At 67.0% G+C, this 23353-nt stretch carries 22 protein-coding genes; 12 read left to right on the top strand and 10 right to left on the bottom strand.

The window, feature by feature from the left end; all coding sequences use genetic code 11:
• Positions 1-5: 5 nt before the first annotated feature.
• The 11 genes from NP4_RS05415 to NP4_RS05465 all read left to right on the top strand — a co-directional run bounded on the left by NP4_RS05415 (position 6) and on the right by NP4_RS05465 (position 13265).
• Entirely contained in the window at positions 6-1886 is a 1881-nt protein-coding gene (locus NP4_RS05415; protein WP_067992786.1) for a hypothetical protein, read from the top strand.
• A gap of 181 nt (positions 1887-2067) precedes the next feature.
• A complete protein-coding gene (locus NP4_RS05420; RefSeq protein ID WP_082875626.1) occupies positions 2068-3696 on the top strand; it encodes an aldehyde dehydrogenase family protein in 1629 nt (542 codons plus the stop codon).
• 14 nt (positions 3697-3710) lie between these two features.
• Entirely contained in the window at positions 3711-4847 is a 1137-nt protein-coding gene (locus tag NP4_RS05425) for an acyl-CoA dehydrogenase family protein (RefSeq protein ID WP_067992789.1), read from the top strand.
• A gap of 10 nt (positions 4848-4857) precedes the next feature.
• On the top strand, positions 4858-6126 hold the full coding sequence (locus tag NP4_RS05430) for an aspartate aminotransferase family protein (protein ID WP_067992792.1): 1269 nt from the start codon (positions 4858-4860) through the stop codon (positions 6124-6126).
• 3 nt (positions 6127-6129) lie between these two features.
• Entirely contained in the window at positions 6130-6645 is a 516-nt protein-coding gene (locus NP4_RS05435) for a type II toxin-antitoxin system RatA family toxin (RefSeq protein ID WP_067992794.1), read from the top strand.
• Positions 6646-6674: 29 nt separating this feature from the next.
• Positions 6675-7154, top strand: coding sequence for a hypothetical protein (locus NP4_RS05440; RefSeq protein ID WP_067992798.1), 480 nt, complete (start codon positions 6675-6677; stop codon positions 7152-7154).
• The gene (locus NP4_RS05445) at positions 7154-7705 is read left to right on the top strand and encodes a flavin reductase family protein (protein ID WP_067992800.1); all 552 of its coding nucleotides are present in this window, start codon (positions 7154-7156) and stop codon (positions 7703-7705) included. Before NP4_RS05440 ends, NP4_RS05445 begins: the two co-directional genes overlap by 1 nt.
• Positions 7702-8730 carry a DUF2156 domain-containing protein gene (locus tag NP4_RS05450; protein ID WP_067992803.1) on the top strand — a complete coding sequence of 343 codons (1029 nt, stop codon included), beginning with the start codon at positions 7702-7704 and terminating at the stop codon, positions 8728-8730. The genes NP4_RS05445 and NP4_RS05450 overlap by 4 nt, the downstream gene beginning before the upstream one ends.
• Before the next feature lie 7 nt (positions 8731-8737).
• Positions 8738-10126 carry an NAD(P)/FAD-dependent oxidoreductase gene (locus NP4_RS05455; protein WP_067992806.1) on the top strand — a complete coding sequence of 463 codons (1389 nt, stop codon included), beginning with the start codon at positions 8738-8740 and terminating at the stop codon, positions 10124-10126.
• Complete coding sequence (locus NP4_RS05460; RefSeq protein ID WP_067992809.1) at positions 10123-11916, top strand: NAD(P)/FAD-dependent oxidoreductase; 1794 nt, start codon at positions 10123-10125, stop codon at positions 11914-11916. Before NP4_RS05455 ends, NP4_RS05460 begins: the two co-directional genes overlap by 4 nt.
• Positions 11913-13265 (top strand): cation:proton antiporter, encoded by a 1353-nt coding sequence (locus tag NP4_RS05465; RefSeq protein ID WP_082875570.1) that lies wholly within the window; start codon positions 11913-11915, stop codon positions 13263-13265. Before NP4_RS05460 ends, NP4_RS05465 begins: the two co-directional genes overlap by 4 nt.
• A 54-nt stretch (positions 13266-13319) precedes the next feature.
• Here NP4_RS05465 and NP4_RS05470 read toward each other — a convergent pair whose 3' ends face one another.
• The 8 genes from NP4_RS05470 to NP4_RS05505 all read right to left on the bottom strand — a co-directional run bounded on the left by NP4_RS05470 (position 13320) and on the right by NP4_RS05505 (position 19542).
• Positions 13320-13778: an SRPBCC family protein gene (locus NP4_RS05470; RefSeq protein WP_067993651.1), complete on the bottom strand. Its 459-nt coding sequence runs from the start codon at positions 13776-13778 to the stop codon at positions 13320-13322.
• Between the two features lie 67 nt (positions 13779-13845).
• Positions 13846-14289, bottom strand: coding sequence for a hypothetical protein (locus NP4_RS05475; protein WP_067992812.1), 444 nt, complete (start codon positions 14287-14289; stop codon positions 13846-13848).
• Entirely contained in the window at positions 14286-15443 is a 1158-nt protein-coding gene (locus NP4_RS05480; RefSeq protein WP_067992815.1) for a DUF58 domain-containing protein, read from the bottom strand. The genes NP4_RS05475 and NP4_RS05480 overlap by 4 nt, the downstream gene beginning before the upstream one ends.
• Positions 15440-15937 (bottom strand): hypothetical protein, encoded by a 498-nt coding sequence (locus NP4_RS05485; protein ID WP_147287862.1) that lies wholly within the window; start codon positions 15935-15937, stop codon positions 15440-15442. The genes NP4_RS05480 and NP4_RS05485 overlap by 4 nt, the downstream gene beginning before the upstream one ends.
• On the bottom strand, positions 15928-16866 hold the full coding sequence (locus NP4_RS05490) for a DUF4129 domain-containing protein (RefSeq protein ID WP_067992820.1): 939 nt from the start codon (positions 16864-16866) through the stop codon (positions 15928-15930). The genes NP4_RS05485 and NP4_RS05490 overlap by 10 nt, the downstream gene beginning before the upstream one ends.
• The gene (locus NP4_RS05495; RefSeq protein WP_067993654.1) at positions 16856-17842 is read right to left on the bottom strand and encodes an AAA family ATPase; all 987 of its coding nucleotides are present in this window, start codon (positions 17840-17842) and stop codon (positions 16856-16858) included. The genes NP4_RS05490 and NP4_RS05495 overlap by 11 nt, the downstream gene beginning before the upstream one ends.
• A 26-nt stretch (positions 17843-17868) precedes the next feature.
• Positions 17869-18723 (bottom strand): ABC transporter permease, encoded by an 855-nt coding sequence (locus NP4_RS05500; RefSeq protein WP_067992823.1) that lies wholly within the window; start codon positions 18721-18723, stop codon positions 17869-17871.
• A gap of 3 nt (positions 18724-18726) precedes the next feature.
• Entirely contained in the window at positions 18727-19542 is an 816-nt protein-coding gene (locus tag NP4_RS05505; RefSeq protein WP_067992826.1) for an MlaE family ABC transporter permease, read from the bottom strand.
• A gap of 318 nt (positions 19543-19860) precedes the next feature.
• On the opposite strand from NP4_RS05505, the gene glsA reads away from it, so the two are divergent.
• Complete coding sequence (glsA, locus tag NP4_RS05510; RefSeq protein ID WP_067992829.1) at positions 19861-21618, top strand: glutaminase A; 1758 nt, start codon at positions 19861-19863, stop codon at positions 21616-21618.
• A 17-nt stretch (positions 21619-21635) separates the two neighbouring features.
• Here glsA and NP4_RS05515 read toward each other — a convergent pair whose 3' ends face one another.
• Both NP4_RS05515 and NP4_RS05520 read right to left on the bottom strand, forming a co-directional pair.
• Positions 21636-22733, bottom strand: coding sequence for a hypothetical protein (locus NP4_RS05515; RefSeq protein WP_067992831.1), 1098 nt, complete (start codon positions 22731-22733; stop codon positions 21636-21638).
• Positions 22734-22764: 31 nt separating this feature from the next.
• Complete coding sequence (locus NP4_RS05520; protein ID WP_067992834.1) at positions 22765-23352, bottom strand: hypothetical protein; 588 nt, start codon at positions 23350-23352, stop codon at positions 22765-22767.
• Position 23353: the final 1 nt, after the last annotated feature.

The raw sequence follows: 23353 nt of genomic DNA on the forward strand, positions 1-23353 counted from the left end.
GACCGATGACCGTGTCCGATACCCGTCGGCAGCCCCGAACGGTGGTACGCCTGGTGTTGCTGGGTGTACTGCTCCTGCCGCTGCTGTGTGGCGCGGTCGCGGTCGGCTTCGTCTCGCGGACAACAGATTCCGGCAACCGGACCGTCGCGATCGTGGGCCCGGCAAAACCCGGCCCCGGCGACCGCGGCGCCAAACTGATCGCCGCGCTGAAAACCAGCCCCGGCTACACCTGGGAGGACGCCACCGCGACGCAGGCCGCGCGGAAACTGTCGGACCGCACCGTCCTCGCCGTCGTCACCATTCCGGACGGCTTCGGGGACAACAGCTCTCGACCCGGCGGGCCGAGTACCCGACCGGCCGCCGTCGCACCCACCGCGAACCGGGTGACGGTCGTACCGAGCGGCGATCCGGCCGATCGCGATTACGCGCGCCTGGAACAGGCGGTATCCACCACCGCCGTCCGGGTCGGGATCGAGGGGCTGCTGGTCTCGGTCTCGCAGTCGCGGACCAATCTCAATGTCGCCGCACTGACCGCGGCCGGGCTCAAGGCGGCGGCCGCGAACGCCGACGGCACCGTCAACGACATGCTCAACACGGTGAAACAGCTGTTCGGACAGACCGATCCACTCGTCGCGCAGGCGCAGAATCTGGTCGCCGCGATGCAGCAGTATTCGGCCCTGATCGACGAGCTGTCCGGCAAGCTGTCCACCTTCGCCGAAAGTATGCGCGGGGTGACCCTGACCCTCGGCGATCTGCAGAACGGGGTGACCACCGTCAACAGCGGACTCGACTCCGTGGGCAGCATGCTGGAGGCCACGACGGCGGTGCGGGCGCAGATGGACACCGTACTGCGGCCGATCGCGGATGTCCTTCGGGCCAGCGGCCTTCCGGACGGACAGCGCGTCGGTGATCAGCTGACCGGCCTGCTGACGATGGTCAGCGGTCTGGACGATTCGCAGAATGCCGCGCGCCTGGACGGTCTGCGGGTGGGCGCGCAACTGCTCGACCGTCAGCTGCAAGATCTGTCCGGACTGCTGGGCAAACCGGTCGACGCGCAGACTCGGCTCGTCGATGTGCTGGATCTGGCGGTCGATCGCCTGGCCCAGATCCGCGGCTTCATGGCGCAGGGCGATACGACCATCAATCAGGTTGTGGTGCAGCTCAATGCGGCCAAACAGATGGTTCCCACCATGGAGAGCCAGATCCGCGGACAGATCGAACAGCTCAAGGCGGTGACCGCGCAGCTGGTGGTATCCCTCGGCACGGGTGTCGACGGCCTTCCCGACACCTCGGCCGCGACCGCCGAGCGCCTCAGCCAGGGCGGCGTCGCGAACCGTAGCGCCGCCGGGTCGAGTACCGATACCGGGCTGTTGCGTGCCGTCCTCGCGCTTTTGCTCGGAGCGCTGGTGATCGTCCTGCTCCAAGCCGCGACCGAAGACCTGCTGTGCCAACGAGGTTGGGCGCCGCGCCGGGCCGCGATCGTCTCCTGGGCGCTGGCGGCGGTGCTCGCACTCGCACTCGCGGCCCTGCCGAGCCGGTACGTCGATCATCGATATGCCGCAGCGCTGTACGGCTGCGCCGCGGCGGCCGTATTCGCCGCGGTGGCGATGACCACGGCGCTGCTGCGGCTCTACGGTCGGGTCGGGCTCGGCCTCGTGATCGCATCGATCGCGGCGACAGCGGCCTTCGATATCGGCGTCGACGGCGATTCCGCACCGGGGCTTCGGCTGCTGCCGGGCAGCTACATGCTGACCGGACTGGACATCGCCGGTTCATCGGGGGTCGGTAGCGCACTGCTGCCGATCGTCGTGTTGCTCGCCTGCGGCGGGTGCGCGGCGGCCGTGCGGCTGCTCATCCCGTCGCCGCGCAGGGCTCCGACCAGCTGAATCACCGGCGGGATCGCCCGAGACCGGGACGATGAAATCGCGCAGAAACGATCGACATCCGATTTTCAGGCCTCTTTCACGCGCGTGATCGACACTGGGTCCCGGCAGCATGATCATCCGGGACCGAACACCGGAACATCCGATCACGCTGGGCCACAAGCAGTTCCGTCCTGGGGGTCTCATGACAGCCGACGCGCTCGACAGTGCCATCAAATCGCCGTCGACCGATATCTACTCATACGGCAGTTATATTGCCGGCGAAAACATCTACAGCGGTAAATGGGTCCATGTGCTCGACCCGCGCAGTTTGCTCGACGACTCCTTCGCGAGCCTCACATTGAAGCGGAGATTGGACAGCGGGGAACTGTCGCTGCACGATCTCGACGGCGATGCGGTGATCGGCCGGGTCGCGGTTGCCGACGACGATGCCGTTGCGGCGTCGCTGTCGTGCGCGGCCGCCGCGGCGCGCGAATGGCGTTCCGCGCCACTGTCGTTGCGAATCGACGATTTCCTGGAGCGCATGCACTCGCTATTGACCGAGAATGCCGAAAATATCGAACATCTGCTCACCCTGGAAGGCCACCCGCGCGATCTCGCCAAATGGGAGATATCCGGGATGCTCAACTCCTGCCGGGTCGAATCCCGCGACTACTTCCGCGAACAGCTGTGGCGCGAGTTCAGCGTCGACGGGCGCCGGCATATCGTCCGCCGCCAACCCGACGGCGTGGTGTGCCTTAATCCGCCCGCCAACGCGCCCATGACGAGTGCGTTGATGGGCGGGCTGATCCTCGCCGCGGGTAATGCCGTGGTGATCCGGGCTCCTCGCTCGGGTCCGCTCGGCGTCATGTACGCCGTCAACAACCTGCTGGGTCCGACCCTGGCCGAAGTCGGCGCGCCCGCAGGCGTTTTGAACGCGGTGTGCGGTGATCCCGGACCGCTGCTGAAGGCGTGGCTGGACAGTCCGCACGTGGACGACATCATGTACTTCGGCAGTTCCAAGAACGGCATCGCGTTCGAACGCCGCTGCGTGGAGGCGGGGAAGAAGCCGATCCTCGAATTGGCGGGCAATGACACGGTCGTGGTGTGGAAGGACGCCGATCCGGAATACGCCGCGCAGGCGCTGATCGAGGGCTTCTACGGCTCGGGGCAGCTGTGCATGATTCCCAATCAGGTGATCGCACATCCGGAGATCGCCGAGGAACTGCTCGAGCGGCTCGTGGCCGCCGCGGGCACGCTGCGGACCGGCTATCCGGACGAGAGCGGGGTGCTGCTGTCACCGGTGCTGCGCAACGACGGTTTCTACGCCTGCCTGCGCGACGCCACCGACAAGGGCGCGACCGTGCTGACCGGTGGCCGCGGGCTGGCGGTCGACGGCACCGAGGATCCGGCCGGATTCTTCTTGGAGCCCACCGTGATTCGCGTCGACGGACTCGACAGATCGCGTGAACTCGACGCGGTGCGCCACGAGACCTTCTTCCCGCTGCTGCCGGTCGTCGTGCCCGAGCCCACCGACGATCGCAAGCTGCTCGACGCGATCATCGATTTCGTGAATTCCAACCTCTACGGACTGCGCAATTCCGTGTGGGCGTCGGATCCGGAGGTGATCGATCAACTGCTCGCCAATGTCGTGAACGGCGGGCTGTTGAAGATCAACGAATCTCACATCTCCTTCGCGGCGGCCCTGCCCTCACACGGCGGGACGGGGTTGACCGGCGGCGTCTACGGCGAGGCGAATTACCCGACGTTGCGGACCACCCATATCCAGGGCGTCGCCATATCCGACGGCCGGACCCCACCGAAGTACCGCTAGGAGCAATTCCGACAATGCGTAGCCTCGAATATGCTGACGCCCTTTGCGAATCCCATCTTCCCGGACTTCTCGACGAACTCTCCCAGCTGCCGCTGGCTGATCTGGAACGCCCGGGCAGCCCGGCGCTGGATATGTTCCGCAAACACCGTGGACCGGCCCTGCTGATCCCGCGGGAATACGGCGGAATGGGTGTCGGGCCGGTCGAAGCGGTCCACGTCATGCGGGCGATCGGAGCCCGGTCTCCCTCGCTGGCGGTCGCCAGCGCGATGCATCACTTCTCGGTCGCGACGATCTTCACCCTGGCCGACAGCCTGCGATCCAGCGGCCTGGAGTGGGCCCTGCTCGAGGGCGTCGCCGACCAGAATCTGCTCATCGCATCGGCTTTCGCCGAGGGCAATCCGGGGCAGGGCATCCTGACTCCCGCCGTGAACGGCCGTCGCACCGAGGGCGGCATCGTCGTCAGCGGTTCGAAACGGCCCTGCAGTCTGGCCCGATCGATGGACCTGCTCTCGGCCAGCGCGGCCGTCGTCGGCGAGTCCGGTGAGCGGGAAGGCGTCGTGGTGCTGCTCCCGGCCGCGACGCCGGGCATCTCGATCCATCCGTTCTGGTCCACCGACATCCTCGCGGGGGCCGAAAGCGACGAAGTCCGGCTGACCGATGTGTTCGTCGACGAGAAACTCGTCATGCCCGCCACGGTCGGCGGCCAGGGCGAACTCGACGAACTGCAGACCGTCGGCTTCATCTGGTTCGAAATGATCATCGCCTCCTGCTATCTGGGCATGGCCTCCGCACTCGTGGACCGCGCCCTGGCCAAGCCGACCCTGAGCCGCGAACGCGCCGCCGAGATGGGCATCCGATTGGAAACCGCTACCGCGCTGTTGGAGGGCATCGGGCGGCTCCTGGTCGAAACCGATACCGACAACGCGGCATTCGCGAAGGTGACCATCGCCCGATACGGCGCCGAGGACGCCATCATCGACGCCGCGAATCAAGCGGTCGCGGCGCTGGGCGGCATCTCCTTCATCTCCTCCCCCGAAACCGCCTACTTCGCCTCGGCCTGTCAATGCCTGCGCTTCCACCCGCCCTCGCGGACGACCAGCCACGAGGCGATCGCGGCCAGTCTCTCCGGCGATGTATTCCGCATCAAGTGAAGGTTCGGTAATGACAGAACTGCGTATCGCATCGGACTACGACAAGATCGCGGCGACATTCCAGCGCAACCTCAGCGGCGGCCGCGCGCGATTGGCGAGCATGCTCGGTGGTCACGTCGAGGTGGAATCGAACGGGGCATGGCTCACCACCGGCGACGGCCAGCGCTTCCTGAACTTCGGCGGTTACGGCGTATTCCTCACCGGCGCAAGGCATCCGACCGTAGTGGCCGAGGTCGAGCGGCAGCTGCGCACCCACCCCATCAGCACCCGGCTGTTCCTGGAGCCGACGCTGGCCCGCGCGGCCGAGATGCTGACCGCGGTCACCCCGGACGGTCTCGACCGGGTCCACTTCTGTGGCTCCGGGGCCGAGGCCGTGGAGACCGCGATCAAATTGGCGCGCCTCAACGGCCGTCAGCATCTGATCTCGATGGTCGGCGGCTATCACGGCAAAACCATGGGGGCGCTGTCGGTCAACGGCCGACCGGTCTTCCAGGATCCGTTCCGGCCCTTGCTCCCGCACGTCGCGCACGTCCCGTTCGGCGATACCGCGGCACTGGCCGCGGTGCTCGAACAGCATCCGGACGAGGCGTGTGTGATCGTGGAACCGATTCAGGCCGAAGCCGGGGTGCTGATACCGCCCGAGGGTTATCTGCGTTCGGTGCGATCGCTGTGCCGCGAGTACGGCGCACTGCTCGTCCTCGACGAGGTGCAGACCGGACTCGGCCGGCTCGGGGCGTGGTGGGGCGCCGAGCGGGAAGGGGTATGTCCGGACATCCTGTTGTCGGGCAAGGGACTCGGCGGCGGCGTGATGCCGGTCGCCGCGGCCGTCACCACCGACGAATTGTTCGCCGTGCTCGACCGCGACCCCCTGTTGCACACGTCGACCTTCTCCGGCGCCCCGATCACGATGGCGGCCGTCTGCGGCGCGCTGCGTGCGATCGAGGAGGACGCACTGGTCGAGCGGGCCGCCGTGCTCGGAGAACTGCTGCTGCGCGAAACCACCCGGATCGCGAAAACACATCTGTCCCACCACGGTTGCGAGGTCCGCGGGGCCGGGCTGCTCATCGCCGTGGAAATCGCCGAACCCGGTGTCGCCGGAGAACTGCTCCTGGATCTCGTCAACAACGATGTCGTCGCGAACCTGTCCATGAACTCCGATTACGTTCTCCGGCTCACACCCCCGGCCGTACTCAACGACAACGACGTCGAATTCTTTCTCGAACGATTCGAGGCCGCCGTGCGGACCACCGCGCGGGGCGGCAGTAGACAGAAGGGTTGACACATGAGAAGCCTCCGCATCGAGCTGCGCTCCGAATCGGTCTCCGCCGACGAAGCATTCGACCGGATCAGTGAATTCGAGAAATACCCCGAGCTGGTGGACGAGGTGCGTGATGTCACCGTCCGGACCCGCGACGACGGACATACGGTCAGCGACTGGGAGGTCTACTTCCGCAACGGCCCGCTGCGCTGGTCGGAAGTCGACTACTTCCAACATGATCGGCGCCGGATCATCTTCGAACAGCTGTCGGGGGACTTCCACATCTTCCGCGGTTCCTGGGCCGTCGATCCGGTCCGCGCCGGCTCCTCGGTCCAATTCGAGGCGACCTTCGATTTCGGCATTCCCAGCCTCACCGGGGTGCTGGAGCCGATCGCGACGAAGGTGCTCAAGGAGGGCATTGCCCTCGTCGTATCCCGCCTGATCAACGGGTCGTCCATCATCGGGGATCCCGCTGTCGAGGCGGTCGTGACCCGGAAGCTGGCCCGCACCGACGATACGGGTCAGGTGCTGACCCACTGATATCGGCTCTCTGATCCGAGGTAATCGCCATGGACCATCTCAACCTTTTCGAGACCAAGACCACCTATCGACTCCGCCGGCTCGAATTCGGCGTCGGACTCGTCGTATCGCTGTATCTGTTCGTCGCGCATATCGGTGAAGTCCGCTGGATTCCCGCGATCATCCTGTTCTTCTACATCGATGTCATCGGCTACATCCCGGGCATGATCGCGAATCTGCGATCCAAGAACGGCGAGGTCGGCCGGATCTACTACGTGCTCTACAACACCATGCACAGCGCCATCACCCAGTCGGTGGCGGTCGGCCTGTGGGCCTTGGTGTTCGGATTCGAATGGGCGCTGCTCGTCATCCCGATCCATCTGTGTGGCGACCGCGCCCTGTTCGGAAACTTCATGAAGTCCTTCGTGGTCGCGTTCGAGCCCGAGAAGCATCCGGCATTCGCCGAATTCGAGCGGCGACTGGCCGGGCCATGGACCGCCGCGAGCGGGAAAACCCTGGAGGGCGTCTGATGCTGCTGCGGGCCGATCACAGTGCCACACCGGCTCCGGAGCGCTGCCTGCGGTTGTATCGCAAACTCGCCGCCGGTGTGTGCGTCGTGTCCGCGCAGGCGGCGAGCGGACCCGTCGGGCTCACCGCGTCGACGGTGACCTCGTTGTCGCTGCGCCCGCCGCTGCTGCTGGCGGGACTGGCCGTGGGCTCGTACACCCTGGCCTCGATCGAACAGAGCCGCACCTTCGGGGTGCATCTGCTCGGCGAGCGACAGCGCGAACTGGCAGAGGATTTCGCATCGGCCACCGGCACCCGATTCGACGGCCACGATCATCGGCACGTCCTCGGCGTACCCGTGCTGAACGACACCTTGGGATGGGCGGTGTGCCTGCTGATCGACGCACGGCGCTATGGCGATCACGTACTGATCGTCGGTGAGGTCGCGGCCGTGGACAGCGCCGAGGGACAGCCCCTGATCTGGCACGACCGGAGTTTCGGCCGCCTGCACGACCGACGCCGCATCCATTCGATCGCCGATACGCACGACGAAATGTGGGTCAACGGAACATGACAGCGACACCAGCTCGCCCCGCCGCGACGTCGCCGGAGGACGCGTTGGCCGCGGTCCGCGCCTACGGTCGGCACTCCTCCAGCTTTCTGGCACTCAACAGCGGCAACGAGTACTTCACCGTCGACGGCTCGCCCGGGATGATCGTGTACCGCCCGTTCGGCCGCGACTATTGGGTGCAGTTCACCGGCCCCATAGCCCCGGTCGAGGAGTGCGCCCGGCTGCAACGGTCCTTCACCGACGCGGCGGCGCGCCGACGACGGCGCGTCATCGCCGTGCAGCTGCTGCGGCCGGATGCCGAACAGGCCGCGCGGGAAGGATATTCGGTGAATCAGTTCGGCTGCTCGTACAGCATCGATCTGTCCGGATTCGGGCTGGGCGGCGGACGATTCCACAAGACCCGCGGCATGGTGAACCGCTCACGACGCGAGGGCGTCACCGTCACCGAGGCCGATCCGCAACGTCTGGCCCGGCCGGAATTCGCCGAACAGCTCGACGCCATCGATGCCACCTGGCTGCGGGACAAGGGCAGGCATGCGAAGGAGCTGCAGTTTCTGATCGGCAAGCGCGGCGACGAACTGCAATCGCACCGCCGATTGTTCGTCGCCGAGCTGGGCGGGCGGCCGATCGCCTACTTCAGCTTCTCTCCCGTCCCGGGCACGCACAGCGGGTGGCTCGCCGACCTGGAACGGCGGCTGCCCGATTCGCCCCCCGGCGTGGTCGAACACATCTTCGCCGAAGCGGCGCAACGGTTTCGGGACGAAGGCGCGAATTGGCTGCATCTGGGCCTCACCCCGTTCGTCGGTCTCGCACCGGAGTATGTGGTCGAGGCCGGGCACAGCGCCTTCGTCGCCTGGGTGATGAACACCATTCGCACCCGCGGCGGCGCACTGTATCCGGCCGAATCGGCCCTGGCGTTCAAGCTCAAATGGCGACCCCAACTCGTCACACCCGAATATCTCGCCGTCCCCCACCGCATCCGCCTGCGAGACGTGTGGTGTCTCGCCCGGGTGACCAACGCTCTGTGAGGATGAGATGTCCCACACCGCAGAACATTTCGCATATCACCACGGCGAGCCGGTATGGCGGACCGAGCAGCCCGCCGCACATCGCGCCCCGCCGACCGGGATCCGCCGCTGCCGCACCGCCGTCGTCGGAGCTGGACTGACCGGGCTGTCGGTCGCGCTGCGACTGGTCGAGCGGGATCCCGGCCACGATGTCGTCGTCCTGGAGGCCGATCGGGTCGGCGGCGGGGCGAGCACTCGGGGCACCGGACTGGTCGGGCCGCGCATAGGACCGCCGCTTCCCCTGGCGCGCAAGCGCTTCGGTGACGATACCGCCCGGGCGCTGTACCTCTGGTCGGAGCGCGCGGTCGACCATGTGCTCGAGGTGTGCGCACGGCATCGCATCGACTGCGGTCTGACGCGGGGCGGGCAATTGATGGTGGCGCGGGACCGGCGCTCGATGACCATGATCGAGCGCGAACTCGCGGCCGCCGCGGCGCTCGGAGTGAACATCGCCGCGGTACCCGCCCATGCCTTGCCGCACCGCCCCGGACGCTACCTCGGCGGTATGCGCTACGGCCCGGCCGCGACCCTCGACCCGGCCGCCCTGACTCGGCAGTTGGCCGCTGCCGCGGAGCGACTCGGCGTCACCATCCACGAGAACAGCGCGGTCCGCCGCATCCACCGCGGCAGCGATACCTGGCTCAGCACCGACGGCGGCGAAATAGTCGCCGACCGTGTGGTTCTCGCCGTGAACGGCACCAGCGGCGGCGCGGCCTTCGGCACGGGTGTGATCGGCCTGCGCGTACAGGCCGCCGCGACCGCGCCGCTCACCGGCGACATCCTGGCCGATCTCGCCCGGCTCGCCCACGAACCCCTGGTCGAGATGGGCACGGTGGCACCGTATTACCGGTTGACCCCCGACAATCGCCTGATCGTCGGCGGCGGCCGGATCCGCCGCGGAGCCGACGGACACGTCCCGCTGGACACGGGTTATCTGCGGACCGCCGTGGATCTGCTGCACCCGGGCCTGCGCGATATCCCCCTGACCCACGCCTGGTCCGGCCCGATCGGCCTGACCCTCGACTCCCTGCCGGTCATCGGCGTACGCCACGACGGCGCGCTGATCGCGGCGGGCTGGCGCGGCCACGGCATCGCGGCGTCGACCTACGGCGGCACCCTGCTCGCCGATCATCTGCACGAAAACACCAGCCGCCCAGGTGATCACGTTTTCCCTATCGCGCGCGGGCGGGCCCGATCGCTGCCGCTGGTCGCGCCGCTGGCGCAGGCGGTGGACGCGTACCTCGCGCTGCTCGGGCGCGCGGAGTCCCGGATGCTCGCCGATCGCCCGGCCGACGAACTTCCCGAAACCACGGCCGCGGTAGTGACCGCAATGACAACAGGAGATGAAACCCCATGAACAACAACAAATCCCGTCGATACGATGTGGCGATTGTCGGAGGCGGCATCGGCGGCTCCATTCTGGCGGCGATCCTCGCCCGCCACGGTGTGCGGGTCGTGCTGTTCGAGGGCGGCGGACATCCCCGATTCGCCATCGGGGAGTCGACGATTCCGGAGACCACCCTGGGCCTTCGCGTGCTCGCCGCCCGCTACGACGTGCCCGAGATCGCGGATATGGCCGCCTACGGCTCGGTACGCCGCAAGATCACGAGTTCCTGTGGCGTCAAACGCAATTTCAGCTTCGTGCATCATCGCGAGGGCGAACCCGTGCGCGGCACAGATTGCGCGCAGTTCCCGGCCCTGAGCGCGCCGCTGGGGCCGGACGTGCACTACTACCGCCAGGACATCGATGCCTGGTCGTATCAGCTCGCGCTGTCCTACGGCGCCGACGGGTACAACCACACCTTCGTCACCGGAGTCGAATTCGACTCCGACGGAGCGACACTCGCGACCGTGGACAAGGGCGAGTTCCGCGTCGACTACGTCGTCGACGCCGGCGGGATGAACAGCCTGCTCGGCAAGCAACTGGAGCTGCGGGTCGACCCGCCCACATATCAGACCCGGACCCGCACGCTGTTCGGTCACTTCGTCGGCGTCCTGCCCTTCGACGAGGTCGCGCCCCCGGCCAGCGAACACAAGATGCCGCAACCACTTTCACAGGGCACACTGCACCATCTGTTCGAGGGCGGCTGGGTCTGGGTGATCCCCTTCGACAACCATCCGCAGTCCACCAATCCGCTGTGCAGCGTCGGCATCTCCCTCGATCTGGACCGGTATCCGGTCAACGAGAACGAATCCCCGGAGGAGGAATTCTGGGCGCATGTGAACCGGTTCCCAACCTTCGCCCGGCAGATGCGCAATGCCAAGGCGGTCCGGCCGGTGGCACGCACGGGCCGGGTGCAATTCCAGTCCCGCAACATTGTGGGCGATCGCTGGTGCCTGCTTCCGCACGCCTCGGACTTCATCGATCCGCTCACCTCGAGCGGCCTGTCGATCACGGCGATGGCCGTGAACGTGCTGGCCGATCGCCTCATCGACGGCGTGCGCACCGGTGATTTCGCACCCGAACGCTTCGAATATCTCGAGACGTGGGTCAAGCGCGGCTTCGAATACTACGACAAGCTGGTCGGATACAGCTTCACCTCGTTCGACAGCTTCGAATTGTTCAATGCCTGGTTCCGGGTGTGGACCATCAACACCCTCTACGGCAGCAACGGTCTGATGGAAGCCCTGTGGGCCTTCGACCGCACCAACAACCCCACGGTGTTCTCCGTGCTCGAGCAGCCGCCCTATCGCGGTATGCAGGGCCAGGACAATCCGCACTGCGCGGAACTGTTCCGCAAGGCCTGCCAGGCCATGCAGGACTACCGCGACAAGGAGATCGAGACCGCCGAGGCGTGCGACCGCATCTACGCCGCGCTGTCCGACAGCGGCCTGGTGCCCTCGACGTGGAAGCAGACCGATTCCACCGAACGGTCGCCCGCGACGGCGTTGACCCTGATCCCGATGGCACAGGTGCTGGCCTGGGGCAAATTCCGCAGCCCCGCCTACGTGCGCGGCCATTACATGCAGCACGGGGTGACCGAGGTGCTGGGCCGCGCGAGCGCCTTCTATCGCGATGAAGTGCGGCACAGCGCGGCGGCGGCGTATTACGCGACCCGTGATCTGGTGGCGGTCCGAAATCGCGACTGGCGCAAGATCGGAGCGAAGATCACCCGCCGGGCCAACCACGGCGGAGGCGATCGATGATCTTCGCCGGGGGTCCGATCACCCCGATCCCGGCGCACGGGATGCTCGTATTCCTGACCCAGCTGCTGGTGCTGCTGGTGTCGGCCCGTGTGCTGGGCGGCGCGGCCAGCCGACTCGGCATGCCGAATATCGTGGGCGAGTTGCTGGCCGGGGTCCTGCTGGGTCCCTCCGTGCTGGCGCATCTCGCGCCCGGAATATCGCACTGGCTGTTTCCGCCGCAGGTCGAACAGCAGCATCTCATCGACGCGGTCGGTCAACTCGGGGTGCTGCTCCTGGTCGGTCTGGCCGGAATGCAGTTGGACCTGAACCAGTTTCGACAGCGGCTGCCCCGCGCGGCCAAGGTCAGCCTCGCCGGTCTGATCGTCCCGCTGGCGATCGGCGTCGGCATCGGCTACCTCGCCCCGACGCCGCTGCGGCCGGAGAATACGACCCCGGCGGTATTCGCGATGTTCATGGGCATCGCGATCTGTGTGTCGGCGATTCCGGTGATCGCGAAGACGCTGATGGAATTGAAGCTGACCCATCGCGATGTGGGTCAGCTCATTCTCACCGCCGGGATGTTCGACGATGCGGTCGGCTGGTTCCTGCTGTCGCTGGTGTCGGCGATGGCCACGCACGGGCTGCGGACCGCGACCGTGTTGTCGTCACTGGGATATCTGCTGGGAGTGGTCGCCTTCGCGGTGGTCATCGGGCGTCCGCTCGTGCGGCGGGTCATGCGCCGCGTGGACGGGGACGGGGAGCGCGCGAAAGTGATTCCGGCGGTGGTGATCCTGCTGTTCGCCGCCGCGGCGGCCACACAGGCCATGGGTCTGGAAGCCATTTTCGGCGCCTTCCTGTGCGGGGTGCTGATCGGCTCGAGCGGTGTGCGCCTGACCGCGCTCGCCCCGCTGAACAATGTCGTCATGTCGGTGCTCGCCCCGATCTTCTTCGCGACGGCGGGGTTGCGCATGGATCTGTCGGCGCTGCTGACCGTGCCGCTGTTACTGGCGGCGCTGGGAGTGGTGACGATGGCCGTCGTCGGGAAATTCCTCGGCGCGTATATCGGCGGCGCCTCGAGCGGCCTGAGTCGTCGCGAATCGATCGCGCTCGGAGCGGGTATGAACGCGCGCGGAGTCATCGAGGTCATCATCGCCATGGCAGGGTTGCGGCTCGGTGTCCTGGGCACCGAGGCGTATACCATCCTGATTCTGGTGGCGGTGGTCACCTCGCTCATGGCGCCGCCGATTCTGCGCTGGGCGATGGCGGGTTCGGAGATCACCTCGGAGGAGGCGCGGCGGGCGCAACGGACACTCGCGCTGGCACACGACGAATCCGATTCACCTCCGCTGCCCCAGCGGGAGGCCGGATAGCCCGAAGTCCTTGGCAGGCACGCGAATTCAGCTCGCGGGCCTGTCACGCCCCGCTCAGGCGGTCCGTTGCGCCGAGTAGTAGGCGGCGACCTGTTCGGCCAATCGGGTTCCGGTCTGCTTGCGGGCCGAGTCGATGAACGGGCCGACCGCCTTGGCCATGGCCCGGCCCGCCAATCCGAGGAAGTTCAGGTCGATCGACAGCCCGACCCGGCTGCGCTCCGCGTCCACGGCGGCGAATCGGTAGGTGAATTCGGTGTCCAGGCCACGCACGGACTTCGACCGGATCAGCGTCGGCTCATCCCAATCGACGGCTCGCATCCGACAGCTCAGCGTCACCGGACCCAGTCCGAGGGAACCGTCGAATACCGCGCCGACCCCCTGGTCGAGCTCGGTGACGGGCTCGAATTTCGACAGCCCGTACAGGTAGTGAATCGTATTGCGATAGTCGGCGACGTACCGAAATGCGTAGTCCACGGGTGCGGCACATACTTCTTCGATTTGTATTGTGATCATTTCGCCCTCCGCGACGATCATCGCAACCGACCGCTGAAACGCCGAAGAAACCGCGCGGCTTGCGATTTCACTCGTTTGTCACCGGAGCCGCCGCCGCTCTGATCGCGCGCAGCGGCGCCACGACCGCGATCAGCGCCGCGACCGGTGCGATCACCAGCGCCCAGGGCAGCGTCGGTCCGATCGCACCGGCCAGCGCGGCCGCCGCACCGAACAGCACCGCCCCGCTCAGGCCGGCGCGCACATCCATCGACGAATTCGACTGTGTGCCAGCAAGATAGGCCGTCGCACCGAAACCACCGAGCAGAGCCGATCCGAGACCGGCATGCAGCAGGGCGAGCCCGAGGGCGGCCGCCACCACCGCGACCACCGCCCAGCGGCGGCCGAACAGACCGGCCAGCGCGAGCACCGCGACCACACCCGAACACCCCGCACCGAGCGGGGACGGGTGCGTCGCGACAACCCCGACCATGACAGCGCCCCCGGAAAACGCCGCCGCGCGTAGCCATTTCATCGTCTCACCTCGATACCGGCGATACCCATATTCCGATACATTCCCGCGCGTTCGAACGACCAGAGGCGCCCGACGAGCGGATCGGGGTGGTCGACCATCGACTCCGGCATGACATCGACGACCACCACCCGATGTCCGCGCCTGCCCAATTCGAGCAGCGACAAGGTGAACCCGCTGTCCAGCAGCGCCGAGTACGCGACGACGGTCGCCCCGGCGGGTACGGCGACCGGCGGCGGGACCGTTCCCGAGAATCGTTGCGCCGGAACATTTTCCGGATCGATCAGGACGGCGACGATACCGTGGAACTGCCGACGGCCGCCGCGGACGGGATACCATCCGGCCGGGTCGCCGATATTGATCAGTCCGACTCGATCGCCGGACCGCAGGGCCGACCACGCCAGCTCGGCGGCGCCGCGTACGGCGCGATCCAATGGCTCGAACGCGGATCCGGTCCGATGCAGCGTCGCGTCGAACGCTATGACCACATCGCCGGCGAGCTCGAGCCGTCGTTCGGTCGCGTACAGGCTGCCGCGCCGAGCCGTGGCCCGCCAATTCACCGATCGCGGACCGTCTCCGGAGACGAAGGGCCGAATCCCCGCGAATTCCGAACCCGCGCCGGGGAATCGGGAAGGATGCCCGCCGACCCGCATCCGCACCGAGGCATCCGGCACCGCGGAGGTATCGACGACCACCAGCGGATGAACCGTGAGTCGGACGGGACGGTGGCGCGACTTGACGACGGCGAGGCCGCCGCGGGTCACCGCCGCGATCTCGATCGGAATCGAATACCGCCCCCATCGCTCGGCGGTGACGGCGATCGTCATCGATGTGGCTGTGCGCGTGTGTGTTTCGATGGACAGTCCCGCCACGGGCGGGATATGCGCACCGAATTCCGACGCCGCGATATCGATGACGATCTCCGCCTCGACGCGCTCGGATTCGAAGCAGGTCAGCGCGGCGGACTCCTCGTCGGCCGTCCCGACCCGGATGGCCACCGCCGGAACACCCCAGCCCACCGACACCCATCCGATCATCGGTGCGGCGAAAATCATCAGTTCCGGACTGCCCAGCGCGAGTGCCAGCACCGCGACGAGTCCCGCGCAGAGGGTCAGCGAGACCGCCAGCGGGGTGGGGTGGTACCAGGAGTCCGTCACATCCGTTCCATCCGATCGATGATCCGGACGAAGGTCGCGCGCCCGGGTCCCGGCTGATCCCACGCGCTCACCGCGACCGCGGACGGATCCACCCACACCCACAGGTCCGGCCCCAGCGCGATCGATCCCAGCTCGCTCAGCTCAGCGGGCCCGATCGCCGCGCGATATCCGATCGACAGCTGGAATTCCTGTGCCAGCACGGGCCGAATGTGCCGATCCCACTCCCCCCGCGAGCCGTCGATGTGGCGCAGCAGCGCCACACTGCGCGTCCGCCAGCGCGAAACCGCCTCTTCCCATTGCGATTGCGCCGCGGGCTCGATATGGGTGAATCGGCCGGTATCGGTCGACAGCCCGCAGACCACCAGCACGATCGCGGCGAGGACCACACCCGCGGCGATGCCGAGCACGCGGCGATCCACGAGCAGGCTCACACCCTCCACGACGCCCGCGAGTATCAGCGCACCGATCAGCACCCGATCGAATCTCATCGACATCGCCCCTCCGCCAGCCCGTTCAGGACCGCCCGCAACAGCAGGATCGCCTCATCCCGGTGCCGCACGGTCATCGGATGGGCGCTGAATCGCGCCTCGGCGAACAATGCGACCAGCCGGGTGGCGGTGTCCTCGTCCACGACACCGACCGCGACCGCGCGCGCGAGCACCTCCGAGGCCGTATCGGAGGCATTCGGCAACAGTCCGGGTACGGTCGCGAACTCCCGTTCCATGGCCCGATAGCACGCGATGACGAGGCCGCGCGGATTCTGTTGCGGGTCTTCGGTTTCGGCGATCGCGCGCATGGCCGCACGAGCTACCGCGGCGTGAAGTGCGGCCTGCTCGTCGGAGGGCTGTTCGGTCGACCGACCGCGGGACGAGCGAACGGCGACGGCGCCGAGTGCGGTCACGGCGGCCAGCAGGGTCACCCCGGCAGCCGCGCCGATGATGCGAAAGTCTTTGTCGCTCATGGTCTCCGGGGTGTGTCCGGTGGTGGGTATCGGTCGGCTCCGGCGCTCGTCTTCTTCGGAACGAACGGACTGCCGAGTCCGATCATCCCGGTCGGGGTGGGGAATCCAGTGCGCGACGGCCCCGCCCGCCGCGGTGAGTCCGATCAGCGACACCGCGGCGAGGATCACGTATCGCCCGGGTATCCGGCGCATCGCGACGCGACGACGCGGCCCCGCATCGACCGCCACCCGGGTTCGGCGAGCGAACGACAGGACCGACGTGCCGATGACGAAGACGGCAACCGCCGCCAGTATCGCCAGCGGCAGCACGGCGGGCTTTTCCGCCCGCGCGGATTCGTCCGGGCCGGAACCCTCCGGCAGATAGCCGCCCAGCGCGACCACGGCGACGACGACGGCCGCGAGAACGAAGGCCGAGCGAACGGCCGCACGGCCCTCCCCGGAATTCGCCCTCTCATCCGGCAATCTCGTCGACCTCCCACATATCGCGCGCCGAGCGCTCGGTGCGGGGGGCCGGGATTCGGCCGATCACTTCCTCGACGATGTTCTCCCCCCTCACCTTGCGCACCCAGGTCTCGGGCCGCAGCGTGATCCGGTGCGCCAGTGCCGAAGTGGCGAGTTCCTTGACGTCCTCGGGCATGACGAAATCCCGGCCCTGCAGTAGCGCGTGCGCGCGCGACAGCTGCAGCAGATCCAGCTCGCCCCGGGGGCTCGCGCCGACCTCGACCTGAGGATGGCCGCGGGTTGCCCGGACCAGCGCCACGATGTATTCGAGGATGTCGTCGTGGGCGGCCACCGCGTCGACCGCGGACCGAATCCGCAGCAGCTGATCGGCATCGAGTACGCGGCGCACCAGCGGGCCGCCGCTGCCGCCGTCCATCCGCCGCCGCAGCAGCATCTTCTCCTCGGCCGCACTGAGGTAACCCAGCCGCACGCGAATCGCGAAGCGATCCAGTTGCGCCTCCGGCAGCGCGTAGGTGCCCTCGTGCTCGATCGGATTCTCGGTGGCGAGTACGACGAACGGCGCGGGCAGCGTGCGCGTGACGCCGTCGACGCTGACCTGCCCCTCTGCCATGGCCTCGAGCAGGGCCGATTGGGTCTTGGGCGACGTGCGGTTGATCTCGTCGGCGATCAGCAGATTCGTCACGATCGGGCCCGGTCGGTACTCGAACGCACCTGTCCCCATGTGATAGATCGACGAGCCGACCAGATCCGCGGGCAGCAGATCGGGAGTGAACTGCACCCGGGTGGACTCCAGCCCCAGCACGGCCGCGAACGATCTCGCGATGAGGGTTTTGCCCAGACCCGGCAGATCGTCGACGAGCACATGGCCGCCGGACAGTATGGCGGCCATTATCATTCGCACGGCCTGCGGCTTCCCGACCACCACGCGGTTCATCTCGCCCAGCACCCGCCGGGCGAGGTCCCCGTACCACGTCATGTCGTCGACGTTCACGCGATCGCTCCCTATCCGGAGATCCGGGCCGCGCCCACCACGGTTCCCCAGAAGCTCAGCGACATCAGGAGATTCGCGATCACCGTCACGATGATCGACATCCTGATCGCCCGGCCCGCGGCGACCCCGACGCCCTCCGGCCCGCCCGTGGCGAAGAATCCGTAGTAGCACTGGATGAATACCGACAACACGACCAGCACGACCACCTTGACGACCGAATAGAACAGATCGGTCGAGAGCAGGAAGGTCTCGAAGTAGTGCTGATAGGTACCGTGCGTGACATCACCGACCACGGTGGTCGTCAGCTCGGTCGAAATATACGAAACCGACAGCGCCGCAAGATAAAGCGGCACCGCGACCAGGGCCACGGCGATGATGCGGGTGGTCACCAGGTAGCGCATCGGCCGGATGGCGATGGATTCGAGCGCATCGATCTCCTCGGAGATGCGCATCGCGCCCAGTTGCGCGGTGAACCGGCAGCCCGCCTGGACGATGAAGGCCTGTGAGGCCAGCAGCGGGGCGATCTCGCGGGTGCCCCCGAGCGCCGAAATGGCCCCGGTCACCTGGCCGAGTCCGAGCAGATCCAGATTGCCGAACGCCTCGATGCCGACCGTGATGCCGCCGAACGCGCACATCACGATCATCACGCCGATCGTGCCGCCGCCAGCCACCAAAGTGCCGTTGCCCCAGGTGACATCGGAGACCAACCGCCACACCTCGCGCGAATAGTGCCGCAGCGTCGCGGGAATCGCCAGCAGGGACTGGATCAGGAAGTAGACGAGATGCCCGACGCGGGCGAGGCCACGGGCGGGAGCGGCGGCAATCCGCTTGGGCCGCAACAATGCCGGTGTATAGGTAGCAGCCATGGGTCACATCACCTGGTTCGGAACGACGGTGTTGTAGATCTGTGAGACGAGCACGTTCGCACCCAGCAGCACCAGGGCGGACTGCACCACGGCCGCGTTCACCGCATTGGCCACGCCCGCGGGCCCGCCGCGGGCGTGCAATCCGTGGTACCCGGCGATGATCGCGGTGAAGTATCCGAACAGCGCGGATTTGAACAGGGCCAGCAACAGATCGTTGGAACTCGCGAAGCCGACGAAGGCCCCCAGGAACGATCCCGCGGTACCGTGCTGCACGTAGACGAAGAAGCCGTAGGTGGCCGCGAAACCGACGAAAACCACGAAACCGCAGAGCATTACGCTCACCAGAGTCGCGGCCACCAGCCGAGGGCCGACCAATCGCTGTAGCGGATCGACCGCCATGGTGTGCATGGCGTCGATCTCCTCGCGTATCGTCCGCGATCCGAGATCGGCGCAGATCGCCGAACCCACCGCACCGGCGATCATGATCGAGGTGACCAGCGGCGCACCCTGTTTCACCACTCCGATACTCACCGCGGCCCCGACGAACGAATCGGCGCCCACCTGCCGGATCACCATGCTGACCTGCAGCGAGACCACGACGCCGATCGGGACCGCCACGATCATCGTGGGAATCGCCGACACACTGGACATGAACGCGCACTGCCGCACGAACTCCCGCCAGTTGAATCGCCCCCGCAAGATCGCGAGGACGACACCGACGGTCAGCTCACGCGCCATCGCCAACTGCCGGCCGAGCGTATCGACCGAACGCCTGGGGTGGTCGTCCCAGAACTGCCTGACAACCGACCGACTCTGCATACTCACGACCGATCACCTACCTGGAGTCTTATACCGACCACAAGTATGTGAGTAGCCGCACAGTTTGTCCAGAGGTGAATATCAGCGCCGTGTAGGAAGCCAGGTGCGGCTACTTCAGGAGTTCGATCACGGGAGCGAAGTTCTCCAGATCCCCCAATCACTTATAGGGCGGATACGATGCCGCACGCGCGACCATGCGGACCGCGCGGTACCCCCGCCGCATACAGTGATCACGTGGCCCAGCCCGTAACAGCGGTTCCCCGACCCGGTGTCGTGGCCGGGATCCTCGCCGAGGTCTATCGACTCTGCCGGGCGGAAATGTCCGGTGAGCTGGCCGATTACATCCCCGAACTCGCCGCGGTGCAACCGGATTCGTTCGCGCTGTGCCTGGCGACCGCCGACGGCAGGATCTACGGGACCGGCGACGACACCACCGCGTTCACCATCCAGTCGATCTCCAAACCGTTCACCTACGCCCTGGCGCTGGCCGACCGCGGCCCGGCCGCCGTGGCCGCGCGTATCGATGTGGAACCCTCCGGCGAGCCGTTCAACGAGATCAGTCTGGACCCGATCACCGAACGCCCGCGCAATCCCATGATCAACGCCGGGGCCATCACCGCGGCCGCCCTGATCGACGGCCGCGACCCGGCCGACCGATTCGCCCGCATCCTGCGCTGCTACTCCCGCTTCGCCGGACGCGATCTCACAATGAACGAGGCCGTCTACGCCTCCGAGGCGCGCACCGGATATCGCAATCGGGCCATCGGGTACATGCTGCGCTCGTTCGGCATCATCGACTCCGATCCGGACGAGGCCGTCGACCGCTACTTCCGCCAGTGTTCGGTCGATGTCACCTGCCGCGATCTCGCGGTCATGGCCGCCACGCTGGCCAACAACGGCGTGAACCCGCTCACCCGCGACCGCGCGCTCTCGGCCCCGCTGACCGAACAGGTGCTCAGCGTGATGACCACCTGCGGGATGTACAACGCCGCGGGCGACTGGGTCAGCACGGTCGGCCTCCCGGCGAAAAGCGGTGTCGGCGGCGGCATTCTGGCGGTACTGCCCGGCCAGATCGGCATCGCCGTCTACTCCCCGCGCCTGGACGCGCACGGCAACAGCGTGCGCGGCGTGGCCGCCTGCCGCGAACTGTCCCAGCGGCTCGAACTGCACTTCCTGCACGTCAGTCGGTCCGCCCAGACCGCGATCCGCTCGGAGTACACCGTCGCCGAGATCCCGTCGCGGCTGCGCCGCAATACCGACGAGATCGCGGTGCTGACCGAGTACGGACATCGGGCCCGCGTCTACGAACTGCACGGCGATCTGCTGTTCGCGGGCGCGGAACGGGCCGTGCGGATCATCGAGGAGCAGGCGGGCGAACTCGACGCGCTGGTGGTGGACCTGCACCGGGTCGGCGAGGTGAGCGCGATCGCCGTGCGCATGATCGACGGCCTGGAGGCCGAATTGGCCGCCACCGGTTGTCAGGTGGCCATCGTCGATCCCGAAGCCAAACTCGGACATACGGTCTCGAGCCTGGATCCCGCCGATCCGCGCGGGCGGGTGTTCGTCGATCGCGACAGCGCGACCGAATGGTGCGAGAACATCGTGCTGGACCGGTACCGTCCCGCCGACACGACCGCGTGCACCTCGCTGACCGTCGAGGACCATCCCGCCCTGGCCGCCCTCGAACCCGACGAATGTTCCCGGTTGGCAAAGGAATTCGAGGTCCACACCATCGCCAGGGGAGAAATCGTCGCCGAACGCGGCGCTCCGCGATCGGGCCTCTACCTGATCCTCGAGGGCCGGGTCCGCATCGGCTTCGACGGTGCCGACGGACGCAATCACCGCCTGGTGACGCTGTCGGCGGGCATGTCCTTCGGCGAGATCCCCATGCTCATCGGCGAGCCGTTCGCCAACGAGGTCCGCGCCGAGACCCGGCTGCGGGTCGCGGTCCTGAGCCCGACCCGATTCGATCAGCTCACCGAGCAGGCGACCCATCTGAAACTGGCCCTGCTGGAACGGCTCGCGGCCAATGCCTACGCCCAGATGGACGCCGCCGTGCGCGGCGGAGACTTCTGACCGCGAGCCGCCACCGCTCAGCCTGCGGGCGTCACGGCCACGTACATGCGCGCCGCGCCGTACACCTTGTGATTGCCCTCCTCGGTGGTGACGATATCGAATACATAGATGTCGCCGGGCTTTTCGTTTTCGGCGGCATCGACGGTGATGGTGAGCCACCGCTGCTCGCCCGGCTTCAGGTAGACCCCGACCTCGTGGCTCGGATCGCCGTTGTCGTCGATGCTGACGTTCTCCAGCGGATCCGGCGGGCAGTGGTGATGATTCAGCCCGGCCGCGGCGGCGGCCCGCACCAGCTCCGGCGATCCCTGCGCCACGGCGGCCGGACGCAGCGCGACCTCCGCCTCCAGCGGGCAGCGGTCGGTGGCCGGGACCTCGACGAGGACCTTGCGAACCAGCTTGGCCCCCAGCGGTTTCGGTGTGATCATGATGTTGCGCTGGGCATGGTGGGTGTTGTCGAGCATATCCAGGCGGGTGGTGACCGGCCGGGCGAGCAGCTGCTTGCCATCGGCGGGATAGGTGTCGCCCTCGCCCTCGGCGGTCACGTGGATCACGCCACCGCCGCCGCCGATGGGGTCGCCGCCCTCGGAGTAGACGTTCACGCCGATGCAGACATGCCCGTTGTTGTACTTCTGGATATTGCCCTCCTGCGGCACCCAGAATCCGCTGCTGGCCACCACGAGCTGCCCGTTGGGCGGCACGACGCCGTCGTTGTAACCGCTGAACGCGCTGTCGCCGTTGTTGTCCGGATCCGGCGGCGATTCGATCTGACTGACCGGCCCGATGGAACCGGCGGCGAAATTCGACACCCAGCCCTCCATCGAAATGCCCTTCAGTGGCATCGGGACATCGTGCGGCTCCGTCGAGAAATCACCCCGGTTGAGCACCCGGACCAACAGGTAGTAGGCCGTGCCGAGGAATACCTTTCCGTCCCAGGGCGGCACGGTCGGATCGTCCCAGTATTCGGGCTTCAGGAAGGCCGCCTTCTGATCCTTGGTCACCAGGCGGATATTCGGGCTGGTCCAGATCACGGTCGGCTGGGGCAACGGACGCCCGATGCCCTGATCACCCGCGATATAGGGGACGACCAGTCGCCCATGGGGATTGAGATTCGGCATTACTGTTTCCTTTTCTTCGATATCGGATCGACTAATTGGTCACGCAGACGATCTGGAAGCCGTAGATGGCGACCGTGTCGTTCTGATCACCGCTGTCCAGCCGCGCCGAGATGAAATAGGTGTACTTCGGGTCCAGACCCTCGGTCCCCGCGTTGGGCGGCAGCGTCTGATCGAGCGTCTGGCCCGGAGTGGTCTTCTGCGCCACGATCTTCGCCACCGTCGACTGATACGACGTGGTCATTTCCTGACGCCACAATTCGAGCCGCAGGGTGCCGTTGCCGGTATTGGCGGCCAGTGCGCGGAAGGATTTGATCGTGCCGGTCCCCGGCAGCGCTACCGGCTGGATACCGGCCGCATCGCCCTTCGTGGCGCCCTTGCTGGCGGTGCCCAGTGCATGCGTCCATCCATTGGTGCCCGCCTGGGTCAGATTCGGCACCAGATTGAGCGTCACCTGCCGGGGCAGGCCCGAGGCGACGGTATTGAACGCGGCGCTGATGTTGTCGAGATCGACCTCCAGCGCCTGGAATCGGACGTTGAATCCGTTGTCACCGCCCGCGGTGACCCGGTCGACCGCGTCGACCCATTTCTTGTGGCTGAAGGTGCGGGTGAAAAGGCCCATG

This window comes from Nocardia pseudobrasiliensis NBRC 108224, from assembly GCF_001613105.1.
Classification (GTDB): Bacteria; Actinomycetota; Actinomycetes; order Mycobacteriales; family Mycobacteriaceae; genus Nocardia; species Nocardia pseudobrasiliensis.